This is a genomic window from Spirosoma knui (assembly GCF_054780635.1).
The window spans coordinates 89,018-107,344 of the sequence record NZ_BAAGVY010000005.1 but is presented as its reverse complement, the minus strand read 5'-3'; the positions used below and the strand labels follow the sequence as shown (position 1 = coordinate 107,344).

Annotated in this window: 18 protein-coding genes and 1 tRNA gene; 13 read left to right on the top strand and 6 right to left on the bottom strand. The window is 49.4% G+C overall.

Going from position 1 to position 18,327, the window contains the following annotated elements; all coding sequences use genetic code 11:
* Positions 1-72: 72 nt before the first annotated feature.
* Positions 73-954: a porin family protein gene (locus ACYVIY_RS12820; RefSeq protein WP_460976749.1), complete on the bottom strand. Its 882-nt coding sequence runs from the start codon at positions 952-954 to the stop codon at positions 73-75.
* Between the two features lie 39 nt (positions 955-993).
* Here ACYVIY_RS12820 and gldB point away from each other — a divergent pair, with 39 nt between their 5' ends.
* From gldB to ACYVIY_RS12800, 4 genes are all read left to right on the top strand, one after another.
* Positions 994-1,974, top strand: a complete 981-nt coding sequence (gldB, locus tag ACYVIY_RS12815; RefSeq protein ID WP_460976748.1) for a gliding motility lipoprotein GldB — start codon at positions 994-996, stop codon at positions 1,972-1,974.
* A gap of 86 nt (positions 1,975-2,060) precedes the next feature.
* Entirely contained in the window at positions 2,061-3,875 is a 1,815-nt protein-coding gene (locus tag ACYVIY_RS12810; RefSeq protein WP_460976747.1) for an ABC transporter ATP-binding protein, read from the top strand.
* Positions 3,876-3,945: 70 nt separating this feature from the next.
* The gene (locus ACYVIY_RS12805; protein WP_460976746.1) at positions 3,946-4,362 is read left to right on the top strand and encodes a Fur family transcriptional regulator; all 417 of its coding nucleotides are present in this window, start codon (positions 3,946-3,948) and stop codon (positions 4,360-4,362) included.
* A 92-nt stretch (positions 4,363-4,454) separates the two neighbouring features.
* Positions 4,455-6,299, top strand: a complete 1,845-nt coding sequence (locus ACYVIY_RS12800) for a MutS-related protein (protein WP_460976745.1) — start codon at positions 4,455-4,457, stop codon at positions 6,297-6,299.
* 88 nt (positions 6,300-6,387) lie between these two features.
* Here ACYVIY_RS12800 and ACYVIY_RS12795 read toward each other — a convergent pair whose 3' ends face one another.
* Both ACYVIY_RS12795 and ACYVIY_RS12790 read right to left on the bottom strand, forming a co-directional pair.
* Positions 6,388-6,777 (bottom strand): DoxX family protein, encoded by a 390-nt coding sequence (locus tag ACYVIY_RS12795; protein WP_460976744.1) that lies wholly within the window; start codon positions 6,775-6,777, stop codon positions 6,388-6,390.
* Between the two features lie 510 nt (positions 6,778-7,287).
* Positions 7,288-7,360 (bottom strand) — tRNA-Phe (locus ACYVIY_RS12790).
* 145 nt (positions 7,361-7,505) lie between these two features.
* Between ACYVIY_RS12790 and ACYVIY_RS12785 the strand changes: the two genes are divergently transcribed.
* The 7 genes from ACYVIY_RS12785 (at position 7,506) to nadD (ending at position 12,919) form a co-directional block, all read left to right on the top strand.
* The gene (locus ACYVIY_RS12785; protein WP_460976743.1) at positions 7,506-8,888 is read left to right on the top strand and encodes a 4Fe-4S dicluster domain-containing protein; all 1,383 of its coding nucleotides are present in this window, start codon (positions 7,506-7,508) and stop codon (positions 8,886-8,888) included.
* Between the two features lie 97 nt (positions 8,889-8,985).
* Positions 8,986-9,786, top strand: coding sequence for a (Fe-S)-binding protein (locus ACYVIY_RS12780; RefSeq protein WP_460976742.1), 801 nt, complete (start codon positions 8,986-8,988; stop codon positions 9,784-9,786).
* A gap of 51 nt (positions 9,787-9,837) precedes the next feature.
* Positions 9,838-10,335 carry a hypothetical protein gene (locus ACYVIY_RS12775; RefSeq protein ID WP_460976741.1) on the top strand — a complete coding sequence of 166 codons (498 nt, stop codon included), beginning with the start codon at positions 9,838-9,840 and terminating at the stop codon, positions 10,333-10,335.
* A 246-nt stretch (positions 10,336-10,581) separates the two neighbouring features.
* Positions 10,582-11,277 (top strand): sigma-70 family RNA polymerase sigma factor, encoded by a 696-nt coding sequence (locus ACYVIY_RS12770; RefSeq protein ID WP_460976740.1) that lies wholly within the window; start codon positions 10,582-10,584, stop codon positions 11,275-11,277.
* Between the two features lie 128 nt (positions 11,278-11,405).
* Positions 11,406-11,648, top strand: coding sequence for a hypothetical protein (locus ACYVIY_RS12765; protein WP_460976987.1), 243 nt, complete (start codon positions 11,406-11,408; stop codon positions 11,646-11,648).
* 88 nt (positions 11,649-11,736) lie between these two features.
* Positions 11,737-12,336: a guanylate kinase gene (gene gmk, locus ACYVIY_RS12760; protein WP_460976986.1), complete on the top strand. Its 600-nt coding sequence runs from the start codon at positions 11,737-11,739 to the stop codon at positions 12,334-12,336.
* Positions 12,337-12,346: 10 nt separating this feature from the next.
* Positions 12,347-12,919, top strand: coding sequence for a nicotinate (nicotinamide) nucleotide adenylyltransferase (gene nadD / locus ACYVIY_RS12755; protein ID WP_460976739.1), 573 nt, complete (start codon positions 12,347-12,349; stop codon positions 12,917-12,919).
* Between the two features lie 11 nt (positions 12,920-12,930).
* Here nadD and ACYVIY_RS12750 read toward each other — a convergent pair whose 3' ends face one another.
* From ACYVIY_RS12750 to cysS, 3 genes are read right to left on the bottom strand one after another with little or no spacing between them, the layout of a single operon-like run.
* Positions 12,931-13,332 (bottom strand): hypothetical protein, encoded by a 402-nt coding sequence (locus ACYVIY_RS12750; RefSeq protein ID WP_460976738.1) that lies wholly within the window; start codon positions 13,330-13,332, stop codon positions 12,931-12,933.
* The gene (locus ACYVIY_RS12745; protein WP_460976737.1) at positions 13,329-14,351 is read right to left on the bottom strand and encodes a M28 family peptidase; all 1,023 of its coding nucleotides are present in this window, start codon (positions 14,349-14,351) and stop codon (positions 13,329-13,331) included. Before ACYVIY_RS12745 ends, ACYVIY_RS12750 begins: the two co-directional genes overlap by 4 nt.
* Before the next feature lie 58 nt (positions 14,352-14,409).
* Positions 14,410-15,900: a cysteine--tRNA ligase gene (gene cysS / locus ACYVIY_RS12740; RefSeq protein WP_460976736.1), complete on the bottom strand. Its 1,491-nt coding sequence runs from the start codon at positions 15,898-15,900 to the stop codon at positions 14,410-14,412.
* A gap of 230 nt (positions 15,901-16,130) precedes the next feature.
* Between cysS and ACYVIY_RS12735 the strand changes: the two genes are divergently transcribed.
* Together ACYVIY_RS12735 and ACYVIY_RS12730 are read left to right on the top strand one after the other, a co-directional pair.
* Positions 16,131-17,327, top strand: coding sequence for a hypothetical protein (locus ACYVIY_RS12735; protein WP_460976735.1), 1,197 nt, complete (start codon positions 16,131-16,133; stop codon positions 17,325-17,327).
* Between the two features lie 61 nt (positions 17,328-17,388).
* On the top strand, positions 17,389-18,306 hold the full coding sequence (locus ACYVIY_RS12730; protein ID WP_460976734.1) for a PfkB family carbohydrate kinase: 918 nt from the start codon (positions 17,389-17,391) through the stop codon (positions 18,304-18,306).
* Positions 18,307-18,327 lie beyond the last annotated feature (21 nt).

Sequence of the window (18,327 nt, the reverse complement as noted above, 5' to 3'; positions counted from 1 at the left end):
ATTCATCATTTGAGGAACGTTAAATCAGAAATCTATAAAGAAGGAAATACAGCCGTCGTTAGTACGTATCCGCTAAAACTTAAATCCTAAATCGAGCGAGACAACCCGATTCTTAGAAACTAACTGACTGCCCCGCGCTACGTTCATCAGTCCCCGCTGATAGCTCACCCCTAAATTGAAGGCGTTGGTCTGGTTAATCTTATACTGAATGCCCGTGCCGAGCAGCAACTCAATATCGCCAAAGCTGTACTGACGGCGGTCTCCCCCACTTTCGGCCATGTATAGTCCGTTACGTTCCTGCTGGAGCGCCCGCTCGGCGAGTTTTAAGCTGAGCAGCCCACCCGTTTGTACGTACAGCCGAATGCCCGGAGCGATGTTGTTCGCAAACAGTTTCACCGTAGCCGGGAGTTGCAGGTATTGCAGGTTGTATATGGATTCTTTTTCGGGTGCACCGGGGTTCCAGCGCGTACTGCCGAAAGAGCCCGGCATCTGAAAGCCCGAGCGCTTAATGGTATACCAAAGCCCGGTGCTGAACGCGTACTGATCTTTAAAGAAAAAGTAATCCAGCGTTGGTCCAACGCTCATCCGTACGCCCGCGCCATTGTCCCGGAATCCGGCGTAACTGCCCATACCTTCGGCGGTATTTACATCCAGCGAAGGCGCAAACCGAATGCTCATTTCAATAAGGTGATTGGGACGGGCATAATCAGGGCCCGTTTCACTGCCAGACTCCGTATTTTGCCGACGGCGACGGCGTTTCCGGTCGTCATCGTAGTCGCGACGGTTCTGATCCTGACCATCGTAGTTGTCGCCCAATATTTTTCGAAAGCGTCTCTCCGTTACGTTCGATTCTTTCGTTCGTAGCTTATACAGCGCGGGCGACGATGACTGCGTCCAGCCGGGGAGTGTTGTCAGTATAGCCAGAATTAGCCCCAACCCTGCAACTTTTTTCATAATTTTGTCTGTTTTCTATATAGAAAACTTGTGATTTTCATGCTACTACGGTCGGCCCTACTCGGGCTTTTTTGTGCTTTTTTACTGGCCTCGTGCACAGAAAAAGAAGATGTAGCCCTGGTTCGGCTCGATCAACAACTTTTCGCGGCAAAGTCTCCCAGTGCTATCCAGGCGTTTTTGAACCGGAATCCGTCTGTCGCTCAATTGTACTTTAACGCGAACGGAGCCGGAAATGATACGGCCCTCGTCCGTGAATTGACCAACCGGATCAATAATCCAGCATTAAACGAACTAAACCAGCAGGTTCAGGCTGAATTTGGCGATATGGCCGACTTGAAAAGCCAGTTTTCTGAAGCCTTTACCAATATTAAGAAAGAGTTTCCAGAATTCCGATCGCCCAAAATTGCCACGGTTGTTACTGGATTTTTAGGTCCTGACCTGGTCGTTACCGATAGTCTTATCATTATTGGACTCGACTACTTTGCCGGTCCTAAAGCGAAGTACCGCCCGCAGGGACCGACGTTTCCGCAGTATATCCTCCGCCGATACCAAAAAGAGTACATCGTCCCGGCGGTTGTGTTTGGTATATCCGACAAATACAACGCTACGAACCGGACCGACCAAACCATGCTGGCCGATATGGTCTATTACGGAAAGGGGTATGTGTTCACAAAGAATATGTTGCCTGAAGTTTCTGATAGTCTGGTTATTGGTTACTCAGACAAGCAATTGACCGAAACGTTTAACGCGCAGGATATTGTCTGGGGACATTTTATTGACAATCAATTACTATATCAAACGAATCCTGCCATAAAACAGCGATATTTGAATGAACGGCCTTTCACGGCGGAGATTGGGCAGGGCTGCCCGGGAGCTATTGGCCGTTGGGTAGGCTGGCGAATTGTTGCTTTATATCACGATGAGCATAGTTCGGTCAGTATTGCCGACCTGATGCGCAATGCGGACGCCCGGCAGATATTCGAACAGTCGGGCTACAAAGGTCAGAAAGACGATCTGTAATACGTGTCTTTGAACGAGAGGCAATATTTTTCAGGTATCGCGACAACATAAGAGCAGACTAATACGATTGAGAACATCCATTTAGAATGGCAAAGCGAGGTAGGAGTTCTGGCGATGAAGCCAGCAAAGAAGATAAAAAAGCATTGAACCGGGATGGTCTAAAAAAGGCCATGAGCATCTTTCGGTTTGTGAAGCCCTACCGGTGGCAGTATGCCGCTGGGTTTATATTCCTGGTGTTTTCAACGGGAACAACGATGAGCTTCGGCTTGCTGATTGGGCAGATTACAAGCGTTATTCAGGGAAAGTCGGCGTTTACGCTGAATCAGGTTACCCTGTTTTTTGTGGGTGTACTGATTGCGCAGGCCGTTTTCTCGTTTTTTAGAATCTACTTTTTTTCCCAGGTGAGTGAGCGGGCCATGGCCGACGTACGCCGGGCTACGTACAGCAAGATTATTACGCTTCCCGTTCCGTTTTTTGAGCAGCGTCGCGTTGGCGAGCTCACCAGTCGTATATCCGCTGACGTTTCGCAGTTACAGGATGTCTTGACCCTGACCCTGGCTGAATTATTCCGGCAGGTTGCGACGCTCACAATCGGAACCGCCATCATCTTCTACGTATCGTGGAAACTGACCTTGTTTATGCTCGCTACGTTTCCGCTTATCATCGTGGCCGCTATGTTTTTTGGGCGCTTCATCCGTAAACTGTCAAAGCAGGCGCAGGATTTGTTGGCGCAGGCAAACGTAGTGGTCGAAGAAACGCTGCAGTCGGTGAACGTAGTGAAAGCCTTTACCAACGAGCGGCTGGAAATTAACCGCTACGGAACCGCCCTGCAACGGGTTGTCAATACAGCCTTACGAGCCGCTAAGTTCCGGGGTGTATTCGTTTCCTTTGTGATTTTTGCGCTTTTTGGCGGTATTATCGGGGTTGTATGGTACGGCGGTTCGCTGGTCTTGTCGAACGAAATGTCCTTCCCTGATCTGTTGACCTTTATTGTCTATACTACGTTTATCGGGGGTTCTGTAGCCGGTATGGGTGATCTGTACGCTCAACTGCAAAAGACGGTGGGTGCCTCCGAACGCATCCTTGAAATTTTGGGCGAATTGTCGGAAGTAAACGCCGGCGAAGAGCTACCCTTGTTCGTGCCGGTTCATGGTCACGTTCAGTTTACGGATGTCCAGTTCTCGTATCCCTCTCGCCCCGACGTACCGGTTTTGAAAGGAATCTCGCTCAACGTAGCGGCAGGCCGAAAAATCGCGCTGGTCGGCCAGAGCGGAGCCGGCAAATCGACCATCGTGCAACTGCTGATGCGTTATTACCCCATGTACAACGGTCAGATTACAGTAGATGGCCGCGATCTGTCCGGGTTTAACGTAACGGAACTCCGGAAAAATATCGCGATTGTTCCCCAGGAGGTTATGCTGTTTGGCGGTACCATTCTGGAAAACATTCAGTACGGCAAGCCCGGTGCTGGTGAAGCGGAAGTCCGCGAAGCGGCCCGGAAAGCCAATGCCCTGCAATTCATCGAGTCATTCCCCGACGGGTTGCAGACTGTTGTCGGCGAACGGGGCGTTAAACTGTCGGGTGGGCAGCGGCAGCGGATTGCCATCGCTCGTGCCATTCTGAAAGATCCGGCTATCCTGATTCTCGACGAAGCCACCAGTTCGCTCGACGCGGAATCGGAGCGGTTGGTTCAGGAAGCCCTCGATGAGTTGATGCAGAACCGGACTACAATTATCATTGCCCACCGGCTGGCTACCATTCGTAAAGTCGATACGATTTACGTTATTCGGGAAGGGCAGATTGCTGAGACCGGTACGCACGATGAACTGGCGGGTCAGGAAGACGGCATCTATGCAAACTTGGTTAAATTGCAGTTCGAGACGATGACTAATGAATCGTAGTTATCAGTTTGTGCGAAAAGCGGAACTGGTTTGAACTGACGTTTTTCAGCACTCGTTATTCTTATAAAACATGACTTCAGCCGCGAAAACCCTCAAAGACTTTAACCTCCGCCATACGAACGGTCGGGAGGAAGTCCTGGACCTGTTCCTGCGAGCGGGTCATGCACTGGCACATAGCGATGTCGAGAATGGGCTCGGCCCCGACCACGACCGGGTGACAATTTACCGTACGTTACGTACGTTTCTGGACAAAGGTCTCCTGCACAAAGTTCTTGACGACGAAGGCGGCACTAAATACGCATTATGCCGCGAAACCTGCGCCGATGGCCATCACCACCACGATCACGTTCACTTCAAGTGCGAGCATTGTGGCCAGACAACCTGTCTCGATCAGGTACGTATCCCGGCAATCGCGTTACCCCAGGGCTATAATCGAAAAGAAATGAACCTGCTTATTCAGGGCGTTTGTCAGGATTGTAACGAATAGGTGAGTACTTCTGGCACTAAACCCAGAAGTTAGAAACTAGTGAACATAGGTCGTCGGCGGTATCTTTACTGCCGACTTTTTTATACGAGTTTATGCCCCCCGAAGCCCTCTTTCAACAGCGTCATCAACAATTTGTTCAAGCCGAACAGGCCGCCCAGCGTCAATACAATCAGCTTGCCTTTTGGCGACTCATCTGGTTCATCAGCAGCGTCGCTGCGGTATGGATACTCGGCAGATTGGACCAGCAGTTGGCTGCTGTTCTGGTTCTGCTCATCGGTATAGCAGGTTTTATGTTCCTGTTGAAGCGTCACCAGACGATTCGACGCGAACGGGATCTGAATCACCACCTCGCCTTTGTCAATCGGGACGAAGCGGCCCGGCTGAACCGGCAGTATCTGCGGCCAGAAACAGGTGAGCAATACGCAAACCCAACGCACTATTACTCCGGCGATTTAGACGTATTCGGTAAGCATTCGTTGTTTCGGCTCTTAAACCGAACCCATACATTTGAAGGTCAAAAGCGGCTGGCGTCCTGGCTGCAAACCCCCTCCTCTTCAGAAACGGTCCAGCTACGCCAGCAAGCCGCAGCGGAATTAAAACCACAGCTTGACTGGCGACAACAAGTCGAAGCCTTAGCCTATTTAGAAGAGCAGATTGGTCACTCGCCGGAATCGCTTATTAGCTGGGCAACCGCGGAAGATAAGCCGCTACCCGCTTACTTCAATATCATTCGGTTTCTGTTTCCCGCCATTACGTTAGGCCTGTTTATCGCGTGGCTGTCGGGGCTGGTGCCCGGTTTGGTGGTGATTCTGGCGTTAGTTGTGCACAGTTTTGTATTAAGCCGAACCGCCGAAAAAGCTAAGAATGTAAGTGAACAGACATTTGATATTTCGAATGCGCTACGTGCCTATCAGGCCCTATTCCAGCAGGCTGAGCAGGTAATCGGGGAAGCAGTCCGCTTAAAAGCCATCCGGCACGTATTAACCGCCGATGGCGGTGCTGTATCCTCGGCCATTCGTCAGCTTAGCCAACTAACCGAAGGGCTGAATTACCGACGCAATCCGTATTTCTATTTATTTTTTGGCACAGCCCTGCTGTGGGATCTGCACTACTTGTTCCAGTTGGAACGATGGCAAAAACAGTACGGCCCACGTTTGGCGTTTTGGTTCGAAGCGCTGGGCGAGTTGGAAGCCCTTAACAGCCTGGCCGGATTTTCGTACGCGCATCCCGGCTATGCGACTCCTGATATTGTTGAAGATCAGCTCACCCTAGTCATTAGCTCGGCGGCTCATCCGTTGCTCTCGCCTGACCGCAGCATCGCCAATTCTCTGTCCTTGATTGGCTCTGGCCAAACCATCCTGATCACCGGTTCGAATATGTCCGGCAAGAGCACGTTTTTACGTACCGTTGGGGCCAATATTGTGTTAGCTCTGGCCGGCGCAGTTGTCAGTGCCGAAAAATTCCGTTGCTCGCCCGTACAGGTGTTTACGAGTATGCGTACGCAGGATTCGCTCGAAGAAAGTACATCGTCGTTCTACGCCGAGCTTAAGCGGCTTCAAACGTTGATTAACCTAACAAAAGAAACGCAGACGATCCCGGTTCTGTATTTCCTGGACGAAATTTTAAAAGGAACGAATTCAGCTGACCGCCACCGGGGAGCCGAAGCCTTAATTCGGCAACTGCATCGTACCACTGCCTCCGGTTTTGTGTCCACTCATGATCTTGAATTAGGGCAATTGGCAAACGAACAAGTCGCTGTGCAAGGCAAGGCTCCCGCCGACTTTGTGACAAATTACCACTTTCAGTCTGACCTTAAGGACGGCGAACTCGTATTCGATTACAAGTTACGTAACGGAATCTGCGAGAGTTTCAATGCCAGTCAGCTCATGCGTGCCATTGGTATTGAGATTGCGACTGAATCGGCTCTGGTGAAGTAAACAGCCCCAGTCAAGCGCAAGAGGGTTTGTAACATAGGCAAGCCCTCTTCTTCATTGTCCCTCGTTACGACGTTCAGCCCTGATTGGTTTAAAGATTATTTGTACTCTTCAAGGCCCAATAGACGAGGACGGGTTGGAAAAACAACCGAACGAATCGTTTCCGGTCTGTATCCAAACCAAAAGCACTCCGTCGATTAACGTATTGGGAGATGTTACCGGGAAAAACGGCCGTAAAGAAACTGGCAGCCACTTGTCCTACAACCTGCTGATGTTTTTCTGGAGTCAGCACCAGACTGCTCCCAAGCGCGATTTCAGCCAGACCTGAATACACCACCGTTTCATCTTTAGCTAAAGGAACCCAGTCGGGAACCTGCGCCTGGAACGCTTTTCGGGCAAAGGTCAGATGACTTACACCCGCGAATATCAAATTCGCTCCCAAAAGGATTCTGGCTACCTTCTTTACATCTTTCTCGTTCATATCAATCGCTTTTGTGTAGTCTCAAAACATTGATTCCAGCGTATTGTTAATGAACAGCAGGCAGACGTTACGTTCTAATCCAGCACCTGAACTACAAAATTTCAGCTATGGATACCCAGCAATCACGCGCTTATCAATGGTTTTGCTAATTGTTTCTGAATCAACAGCCGACTTCCATTGACGGCTGAATGTGCACCTAGCTCGCTAGTTAGAAACTCGTCCTTAAGGCTAGAATTGTGGCTTACGATCACTTGCTACTCTCCAATAAGCTACGTACTTTTGCTTCTGTACAATAGTATGCATGCATACTATTATGCAGCATTTCAAAACGAACAGAGGGCTTTCACCGTTATAGGCTATGAGGATTCACAGCTTTTTTTGCACCAAGATGAGCGTTGAGAATCCCCTTCAACGTCTGGTACAAGTGGTAGAAATGATGAATGTTGTACTCAGGTTGCACCAACAAAAAAGGCAGTCACAACTAAAAGTTGTAACTGCCTCTTATTTTCGTGGTGATGGACGGAATCGAACCGCCGACACAAGGATTTTCAGTCCTTTGCTCTACCAACTGAGCTACATCACCGCAGACGGTGTATTGTCGAAAACGTGGGTGCAAAAGTACATGGTTTATTAACTCAGTGCAACCCCTTGCCAAGAATAATTTTTAAATAATCGGCTGACAAATTCAGCATGTGCTGATAATCAGGCCAAGTAAGCATCATAAACGGATGGAAATTTTTCAGCAAATTTTGTTTGTCGCGGCTTTAGCGGCCACGGCATGGTACATAACGAAACGAGTTCAGCTTATTACCCGCGCCATTAAGCTGGGTCGTGCCGAAGATCGGTCTGACAATGCAGGCGAGCGTTTAAGAACCATGCTGCTGGTTGCGTTTGGCCAAAAGAAGATGTTTACCAACCCACTGGTAGGTATCATGCACTTTGTCATCTACGCCGGGTTTGTAATCATAAACCTCGAAATACTGGAGATAATCTTAGACGGCGTTCTGGGAACGCACCGGCTGTTTGCGCCCTACATCACGCCAATTTATCCGATTCTGATTGATGTGTTTGAGGTCCTGGCCTTTGGTGTTCTGGCCGTTTGCGTGGTGTTTCTGTGTCGGCGCTTCATCGCTCGGGTGAGCCGCTTGCAGGCGAGTCGCCACCGCGAACTACGTGGCTGGTCAATTACCGACGCTACAATCATCTTATCGGCGGAGATTGTGCTGATGATTGCTTTTTTGACCTGGAATGCCTCCGATAGTGTTCTGCGCGATCGAGGAGTTGGACATTATGGTGAATTGCAGGGCATCGTTCCTGACTTTATCATTAGTCAGTATCTGAAGCCAATTTTTGCGGGCTTCAGCGACACGGCGTTAGGCGCTTATGAACGGACATCATGGTGGTTGCACATTCTGGGTATTCTTGCGTTTGCCGTTTACGTTACGTACTCGAAGCACCTGCATATTGCACTCGGCTTCCCAAATGTCTATTACTCCGACCTGCAACCTAAAGGAGAGATGCAAAACATGCCGGAGATCACGAAAGAGGTTCAACTGGCGTTAGGTTTGCCCTTAACCACTGAAGCCGATGGGTCGCAGGCGAATGACAACGGAGAGCAACCGGCAGAGATTGGTCGTTTTGGGGCGAAAGATGTCTATGATCTGAAGTGGATTAACCTGATGAACGCCTACAGCTGCACCGAGTGCGGACGCTGCACGGCCGCTTGTCCGGCTAATATCACTGGTAAGAAATTGTCACCTCGTAAAATCATAATGGACACCCGCGACCGACTCGAAGAAATTCAGCGCGGTTGGCAAACGCAGGGAAATGATTATAAAGACGATAAATCGTTACTGAACGATTATATCACGGCCGAAGAGTTGAACGCCTGTACGACCTGTCAGGCCTGCGTAACGGCTTGCCCGGTTAACATCAATCCGCTGGACATCATTCTTCAGTTACGTCGCTATCGGGTGATGGAAGAGTCGCAGGCTCCCGCATCGTGGAACGCGATGTTCAGCAACATTGAAAACAACATGGCCCCCTGGAAATTCTCACCGAGCGATCGGTTTAACTGGGCCGACCAGGTCAACGAACCCGTAACAAAATAAACTGAAGTCATGACCTGGCAAGCGTAAGGAGTTTCCAGATTCTGGGCGGCTCTACTGGCTACAGCGTTATGACCAGGCTACTTGACAACTTTCGAAAATGACAACCGAAAAAACGTATAAAGTACCGACCATGGCCGACATGGCGGCATCGGGCGAGGAACCTGAGATTCTATTTTGGGTTGGATGCGCTGGCTCCTTTGATGATCGGTACAAGCGCGTAACAATTGCCTTCGTGCGCATCCTAAATCACGTCGGCATCAAGTTCGCTGTACTTGGTCCTGAAGAGGCTTGTACAGGCGATCCGGCCCGGCGCGCTGGAAACGAGTTTTTGTTTCAGATGCAGGCTATGGCCAACATTCAGGTGCTGAATGGCTACAACGTTAAAAAGATCGTAACGGCCTGTCCACACTGCTTCAATACGCTCAAAAATGAGTATCCGGAGCTGGGCGGCAACTACGAGGTCATTCACCACTCAAAGTTTCTGCAGGGCTTGATCAATGAGGGGCGGGTGCGGGTTAAAGATGGTCAGTCGTTCAAAGGCCGACGCATTACGTTCCATGACTCCTGTTACCTCGGCCGGGCTAACAAGATTTACGAGGCACCCCGTGAGGTCCTGGCAGCCTTAGATGCTGACCTGGTGGAAATGAAACGGGTACGCGCCAACGGCCTATGTTGCGGTGCGGGTGGTGGCCAATATTTTAAGGAGCCCGAACCAGGCAACAAAGATGTGAACGTTGAACGGGTTGAAGAAGCGTTACGTACCGGCGCTGACACAATTGCCGTAGCCTGCCCGTTCTGCATGACTATGATGTCAGATGGCGTCAAGAACCAGAACAAAGAAGATTCGGTCCGGGTCTACGACCTATCGGAACTGATCGCGCAGGGGGAAGGGTTGTGATACTATCGATTAATAACGAATCATTATCCGCTCAGCATTATTCGTCAGCTCATGTACATTGACTTTGATAAATTGCCCAATGAGGCCCGTGTATGGGTATATCAGGCGAATCGCCCTTTATCCGACCAGGACGTAGCGGATATCCAACAGGCATTGGAACCGGCCCTGAATCAGTGGGCAGCGCATGGTCAGCCACTGTTGGCATCGGCCAAAGTAATTGAGAACCGCTTTGTTGTTGTCAGCGTCGACGAAGGATTTAGTATGCCCAGCGGCTGCTCAATTGACTCATCCGTGCGGACGCTCCAGGAGATTGGCAGACAAGTTGGCGTGGATTTCTTCGATCGTTCGGCGGCCGTTCGCTCAGCGGATGGTACGGTTCAAACGTATCCGTTACCGATGATTAAAGCGGCCGTTGAAGCTGGTTCCATTACGCCCAGTACGGAAGTGTTCAATACGTTGGTAAAAACCAAAGCGGAGTTTCAGAACAGTTGGACCCTATCTGCTTCAGACTCCTGGTTAAAGCGCTATTTTAAATCCATAGCCGCTTAGGTAGCCGTATATAAGAGGCCAGCCACATACTTAGATCAATCGTCTGAATATGTGGCTGGCTTTAACGTTATCATGTGGGTAAACGTTCACTGCCAATTCGTCATATTACCTGGTTTTCAACTCTTTTTTCAAACAAAGGACTGATTTTTGTAGTCAAATCCTGATACGGCTCAGCGGATTGGTACCGTGTAATTATTGAATTCGTTGAGTATTGCCGCTAGTAAACGGCAATTAACTCTTACTTTTATGGCGACTATACCAGAAGTTATGTCAGATACGCCAACTCGCGACGACCGGGATGCCGGACCAGATCAACTGTTGCCCGGTGGAGATTCCGCTGAGCAGCCATCTACTGATGCGCCTGCCCGCCGATATACCGATGAGCAGAAATATCAGGTATTCAATAAGGAGTTTATGCCTCACATTGACTCCATGTACAATTTTGCGTTTCGTTTAACGACCGATGAGGACGATGCCAACGACCTTGTGCAGGATACGTATTTGAAAGCATTTAGGTTTATTTCATCATTTGAGCAAGGAACTAACGCCAAAGCGTGGCTGTTCCGCATATTGAAGAACAGCTTCATCAACGATTACCGAAAAAAGAGCAAAGAACCGGCTAAAGTGGATTATCAGGACGTGGAAACGACCTATAATTCAGAAGATGCTGAAACCGAACATACGGTTGATCTTCGGGCTGAGTCAGTATCGGATTTAATTGGGGATGAAGTCGCAACGGCGCTGAACTCGTTGCCCGTGGATTTCAGAACAGTCATTATCTTGTGTGACATTGAAGGGTTCACCTACGAGGAGATGGCGAAGATATTGGATATCCCAATTGGCACCGTTCGATCTAGATTGCACCGAGCCCGTAACCTGTTAAAAGAAAAATTGCGTGATTACGCATCTTCAATGGGTTATAATGAAGAAAATGAAGAATAAACCGAACTTTTTCTAACTACATTTTGGTTCTGCTAATAACTTAACGTATTAATATTCTTGGAATAAATAGAAATTTTCCAATGCAAACGTCATTGCCATCGTCATCTTCATCCAGTGCCAGGCCTGAGATGAAAGAGCATTGCAGTCATCAGGCGGACTGCTTGAAGATGATCCAGTTGATTCTGGACGGGGAAGCCACCGAACAGCAACTCGCTAAGCTGAAAGTCAATCTCGAAAGCTGCAAGCCATGCATCGAGATGTACCACCTCGAGAAAGAAGTTAAAGAGTTATTGACCAAGCGAATGGAAAAGAAATGCTGCCCCGATCAACTGGTGGCAACGATCAAATCCAAGATTCTGACTTTTAGTTAATACTTTCATCAGCAACATTGGGGTAATTAAGGATATGGCACTTGCCACCCTTGATTACCCCAATTGCTATAATAAACCGTATTGTACCTTGGACGGCAAGCTCATTATTTTTTCAGCCCCATCGGGTTCAGGCAAAACTACTATTGTTAAGCACCTCCTTGCTGAGAACGCCAACCTCGGCTTTTCAATATCAGCGTGTACTCGTGACCGTCGGGGGCGTTCTGAAGAAAATGGTAAAGATTATTACTTTCTGACGCCCGAGGAGTTTAAGCAGCGAATCGACAACAATGAGTTTGTCGAATGGGAAGAGGTCTACGTGGGAGCCTTCTACGGGACCCTCAAATCTGAGATTCAGCGCTTGTGGGACAGCGGCAAGCACGTTCTCTTCGACGTAGACGTTCAGGGCGGTTTGAAGCTTAAAGAATATTACGGTGATAAGGCGCTGGCCGTTTTTGTAAAAGTGCCGGACGAAGAAACACTACGTCAGCGGTTGATCGGGCGGGGTTCCGAAACCGAAGAGAGCTTGTCCAAGCGTTTGTTTAAAGTACACTTTGAAATGAGCTTCCAGGATAAGTTTGATGTTGTTCTCGTTAACGACGACCTGGAGACGTCCTTACGGAAGGCGCAAAAGCTGGTCGATGACTTCGTTAAGGAAAACAAAGTGCCTGCAAAAGCTACGGTGATTTAAAGCACTCCTTATGAAAATAGGTTTGTTCTTTGGCTCATTTAACCCCATTCACATTGGCCATCTCATTATTGCCAACACAATGGCCACAACAACCGACCTTGACCAGGTCTGGTTTGTAGTATCTCCTCAGAATCCGTTTAAGAAGACAAAAAGCCTGTTGCATGAATTCGACCGGCTTGACATGGTCGAACGGGCTATCGCCGACAACAGCTGTCTGAAAGCTACCGATATCGAGTTTTCAATGCCAAAGCCCAGTTACACAATCGATACGTTAACCCGACTTGGCGAGAAGCATCCGCAACACACGTTCCGGCTTATCATTGGCGAGGACAATTTAGAGCAGTTTGCCAACTGGAAAAATCACGATAAGATTCTTGAGTTCTATGGACTAAGCGTGTACCCGAGACCTCGTGCTGCCGAAAGCCCGTTTAAGACCCATCCTAACGTTCAGGTTGTAGAAGCCCCGCTGCTGGATATTTCGGCAACATTTATTCGCGACTGCATTCGAAGAAACCGCTCGATTCGCTACATGGTCCCGGAAGTTGTTGAAGAGATGATTATACGTAAGAAGTTTTACGTGTAATCATCCAAAGATTAGGGTAGTCCGTTCTGAAACGTCACTTCTGTCGCCAGCCCAATTGCGCTCATCCGTATGGCGACCGACTTACTAGCTGACTTGGTCCCTGGCCTGTCGCAATGGGAGCCCTTTTCCAGGAAATAGATATAAAACTTTTGATTCCGGTCCGCAATCTGATTAATGTCCGGCCGGCCGAGCAACTCACCAATCGTATTCGCCGTTTTACCCTTCAAATTTTCAATTTCAGCTTTGAAGTCCGGCACAAGCGTTGCCCGAACACCAGCACAGCCCCCCCGGTCGCTGCGCCATTTTTTTAGGTTCAGCTTACCAAATTGATCCGGCACCGGCTCACAGCCAGTTAATACGCTGACTAGAGTCAGTAAAGCAACAATACACGTTAGTGATCGGACACTCTTCATTGTTCGTTATAAAGTACCTGTAACAAGGTTTGACCAACGGCTTTGAGCGTCGAACGATTAATATTGTCCATGGTATCTTCGGCAGTGTGCCAGCCCGGGAAAAAACCGCCAGTACCGATGTTGGTATGAATAATGTCGATCATCGGAATCTTGGCGATTGTATTCGGAGCTAAGTGATCGTCGGTGATTGACCCACCAGCCGTATCAACAAAAAACTGGCTATAGCCCAACCGGCTGGCCGTTTGCCAAACGTTATTAACAACGGTTGGTGCGTACTGCATAGAAATGCCTTCTTTGGCGAACGTAGCGCCCTTCGCACCGACCATGTCCAGCAGAATACCGTAATAAGCGGAGTAACCCGGTTTATGTGGGTTTCGGGACCAATAGCGCGAGCCTAGACAGAAGCCACCATAGCTAAAATCACCGCTTTCTTTCTCGAAATCTTTAGCGGCTTTTTCCCCATTGCCCCAGTCTTCGGCGTCGAAGAAAATGATATCAATCCCAACGTTCGGCTTTTGCTGACTTTGCTGAATCGTACGGGCTAATTCCAGTAAAACACCGACTCCACTAGCGCCATCATTAGCAGCCAGTACAGGTTTATTTTTATCAGCCTGATCCGTGTCGTTGTCGGCATGAGGACGCGAATCCCAGTGCGAGGCAAGCACGATACGTTTCGTTGCTTGAGGATTGATGCTGCCAATAATGTTACGTGCGTTCAGCCTTTTACCATCCCAGGTTGTCGCCACGAATGATTGTTCGGTCACTTCGCACCCGAACTGCTTCAACTGAGCTGCGAGGTAGTTACCCGCCTGAACATGAGCCGGTGTGTTAGGTACGCGCGGCCCGAATGCTACCTGCCGATCAACATAGGCGTAGGCAGAGTCAGCGTTGAACGGCGGAGCTGAAACCGTAGCTGGCTGTTCGGTCGTTTGGGTCGTCGTGGTTTGATCGTTCTTCGTTTTACAAGCCCCAACCAGAACGGCCAAGGCAAGCGTGTAGAATAAGGAGTTCGTCTTCATCGGTTAATGTATTGGCGGGCCGCCGAGTGGATTTAGTTCGAGGCCTGCTCATTTATGGTTATTCTTCGTACGCCCAATCGATCTGGTGCTTCATATCTTTAATTGCCAGGCCCTGCGCTTTGAAGTACGAACGAATCTGGTCTACTTTATCGTACTGCCGCTGCTCTTTGTATTCGCGATAAAGCGTCAGCAAGCCTTCTAATACAGGTTGGTTTTCGGTACCTTCTTCTTTTAAGCCCAACACGTCCTGCATGAACGTAACGAACGAAGTTTTTAAGAGTTCGAAAACTTCTTCGCCTAACGCAGCCGACTGAAGCTGATTTAAGTAGATCATGTTTACGTATTTCAACAGCGTAAACAGCTGCGCAATGGCAACGGCCGTATTCAGGTCGTCGTTCATTGCTTCGTAAAACTGCTGAACCGCCTGCCGGATATCCTGCTGCTTTTTCTCGTCGGCCGTACTCACTTCGTCGGGCTGGTAGGTTAATGTTTTCACGACACGCAATCCATTCGCCAGCCGCCGGTATCCTTTCTGAGCGGCTTTGAGGGCTTCGTTCGAGAAATCGAGCGTGCTGCGGTAATGCGATTGAAGCATGAAAAACCTGACCGTCATGGGGCTGTATGGCTGTTCGAGCAGGTAGTGACTTCCCGCGAACAACTCGGCTGGTAAGAATGAATTACCCAGCGACTTCGACATTTTCTGGCCGTTAACGGTCAGCATGTTCGAGTGCATCCAGTACCGAACGGGCTGCTGGCCGGTTAAGCCGTCGCCCTGCGCAATTTCGCATTCGTGGTGCGGAAACTTAAGGTCCATGCCTCCGCCGTGTATGTCGAATTGCTTGCCCAGATACTTTGTGCTCATGCAGGTGCACTCCAAGTGCCAGCCAGGAAATCCTTCGCCCCAGGGCGAGTTCCAGCGCATGATGTGCTCCGGTGCCGCCCGTTTCCAGATAGCAAAATCAAGTGGATTGCGCTTCTCCGACTGGCCATCCAAATCACGAGTTTCGTTGAGCAGGTCGTCAAGAATCCGGCCCGAGAGCTTGCCGTAGTTACCACCTCGTCGGTTGTACTCTTCGATGTCAAAGTAAACCGAGCCGTTTGATTCATACGCCAACTCATTCGCCAGTAGCTTCTGAACGGCTTCGATCTGCTCAATCATGTGTCCCGTTGCGGTAGGCTCAATACTTGGAGGGAACGTATTGAACTGCGCCATTACGGTATGAAAGTCATTCGTAAAGCGTTGCACGATTTCCATCGGCTCCACTTTTTCCAACTTGGCCATTCGCCCGATCTTATCTTCCCCCTCGTCTCCGTCACCTACCAGGTGGCCAACGTCGGTCAGGTTACGGACGTAACGAACTTTGTAGCCAATAAACGTCAGGTAGCGATAGAGGGTATCGAACGTCAGAAAGGTGCGGACGTTACCTAAGTGAACGTAATTATACACCGTAGGGCCGCAAACGTACATACCCACATACGGTGGGTTGAGCGGTTCAAACAGTTCTTTTTTACGGGAAAGCGTATTGTATAAATGAAGGGGCTGCGCCATCAGTGTTTGGTTGTTTGGCTATTGGTTGTTTGGTACGAGTTCATAACAACCGAACAGTCAAACAACCAAACAACGAACAGCTTTTTGCGGTGGCGAAGTTACGGATTGTAAATTGGAAAACGGTGCGAATGATCCGGTTACAAGGCTCAAAACTTTAGTAAGGCGCTGAGTTGGAGCGATAGGCCGCCCGGTTTTGGCTATATTCGCACCCAATTTCTGATTAATACCGAATGCAGGTAGTTGAGGTGGGCGCTAACGCCCTATACCAAAAAGAATTTATCGAGTTTCCCGTCCGGCTCTATCGCAACGATCCGTGCTGGATTCGCCCACTGGATACCGACGTAACCGAAGTCTTCGACCCAGCCCGAAATAAACGGTTCGAGCACGGCGAGTGCGTACGCTATTTGCTGCTGAACGACAGGAAAGAAACCGTTGGTCGTATCGCTGCTTTCGTCGATTACCAGATTGCCAATCTCGATAACGACCAACCTACGGGGGGCGTTGGCTTCTTTGAGTGTATAGAGGACCAGAACGCGGCCTTTGCGCTTTTCGATGCGGGGAAAGCGTGGTTGCAAAGCCGGGGTATGGAAGCGATGGATGGCCCTATCAACTTCGGCGACCGTGATCGCTGGTGGGGATTACTGGTTGATGGGTTCGATAGGGAGCCGAACTATTGCATGCCTTATACGAAGCCGTATTACATTGCTTTCTTCGAAAATTACGGCTTTAAAGACTACTTCAAACAGTTTACATTCGGTATCCCAACCACCTGGGCTAAACTGGTGGACATGTCGCAGGCGGTAAAGGACCGGGCGCAACGTATCTACGAAAATCCGGATTACACCTTCCAGACAATCGATAAAAAGCACCTTCCCGCTGCGGCTGAGCAGTTTCGGCACATCTATAATGCCGCCTGGGGAAACCATGCTGGGGTTAAAGAGATGTCGGCCGAACAGGCTCAGGTGCTGATGCAGAAGCTTAAGCCGGTCATCGACGAAAAAATTATTTACTTCGCTTATTATCAGGGGGAGCCGGTGGCTTTTTTCGTGTGTTTACCTGAACTGAACCAGATTTTCAAGCACGTCAATGGTAAGCTCGATTGGCTGGGTAAGCTGAAGTTTTTGTGGCACATGATTCGTAAAACGAACCGCAAAGCCTTTGGTGTCGTGTTTGGTGTAGCTCCCGCGCATCAGGGAAAAGGGCTTGAAGCGGCCATTGCCCTACGGATGCCCCACGAAGCGGAGCACAACCCGAACTTCCAGTACGACGAGCTGGAAATGAACTGGGTGGGCGATTTTAACCCAATCATGGTGCGGTTTGTGAGCCAGCTCGGATCAACCATCGTGAAGACACACGTTACGTACCGCAAGTTGTTCGACGAAACCAAGCCATTTAAACGCTGCCCCGTCATTGGGCGTAAAAAATAAGCTTTGCAGGCTTCATCTATGTACTGAAGCCCATAAGCAATAAACTGAAACTAGACTAAAGATGAGCTTATTAACGGTTGGTTCTGTAGCGTTCGATGCGCTGGAAACCCCATTCGGCAAGACCGACAAAATCATTGGCGGTGCCGCTACGTACATTACGCTGTCGGCTTCGTACTTCACCAAAAAGAATAATCTGGTTGCCGTAGTGGGTGACGATTTCCCGCAAAGCATGATCAACGACCTGAATCAGCATGGCGTCAATACCGAAGGCTTAGAGATTCGTTCGGGGGAGAAAACATTCTTCTGGTCGGGAAAGTACCATAACGACATGAACACCCGCGATACGGTAGAGGTACAACTGAACGTAATGGAAAATTTCGATCCGGTTATTCCCGACGCGTATCAAAACTGCCAGTACTTGATGCTGGGAAATACAGCTCCGGCAATTCAGCGGACGGTTATCGAACGGTTAACGAACCGTCCTAAGCTGATTGTGCTGGATACCATGAATCTTTGGATTGAGATTGCCAACCCCGACCTAATGACCTTGCTACCGATGGTCGACGTACTGGTTGTCAATGACGAAGAAGCCCGTCAATTGACGCATGAGTATGCGCTGGTGAAGGCCGCTGCGAAGATTCGTCAGATGGGGCCCAAAACGGTTATTATCAAAAAAGGTGAACATGGCGCTCTGCTCTTCCAGGAAGATCGCGTGTTCTTCGCACCAGCCTTGCCACTCGAAGAAGTATTCGACCCAACCGGTGCGGGTGATACGTTCGCCGGTGGATTCATCGGCCATCTGGCTAAAACGGACGATATCTCGTTCGATAACATGAAGCGGGCGATCATTTATGGTTCGGCCATGGCTTCATTCTGCGTCGAGAAATTTGGGGCCGAGCGTATTATGAATTTAACCCAGGAAGAAATTAATGAGCGCGTCAACAGCTTTGTGAAGCTGTCGGCTTTTGGCTTAGCGTAAGGTTTTCTTTTCTTCTATACA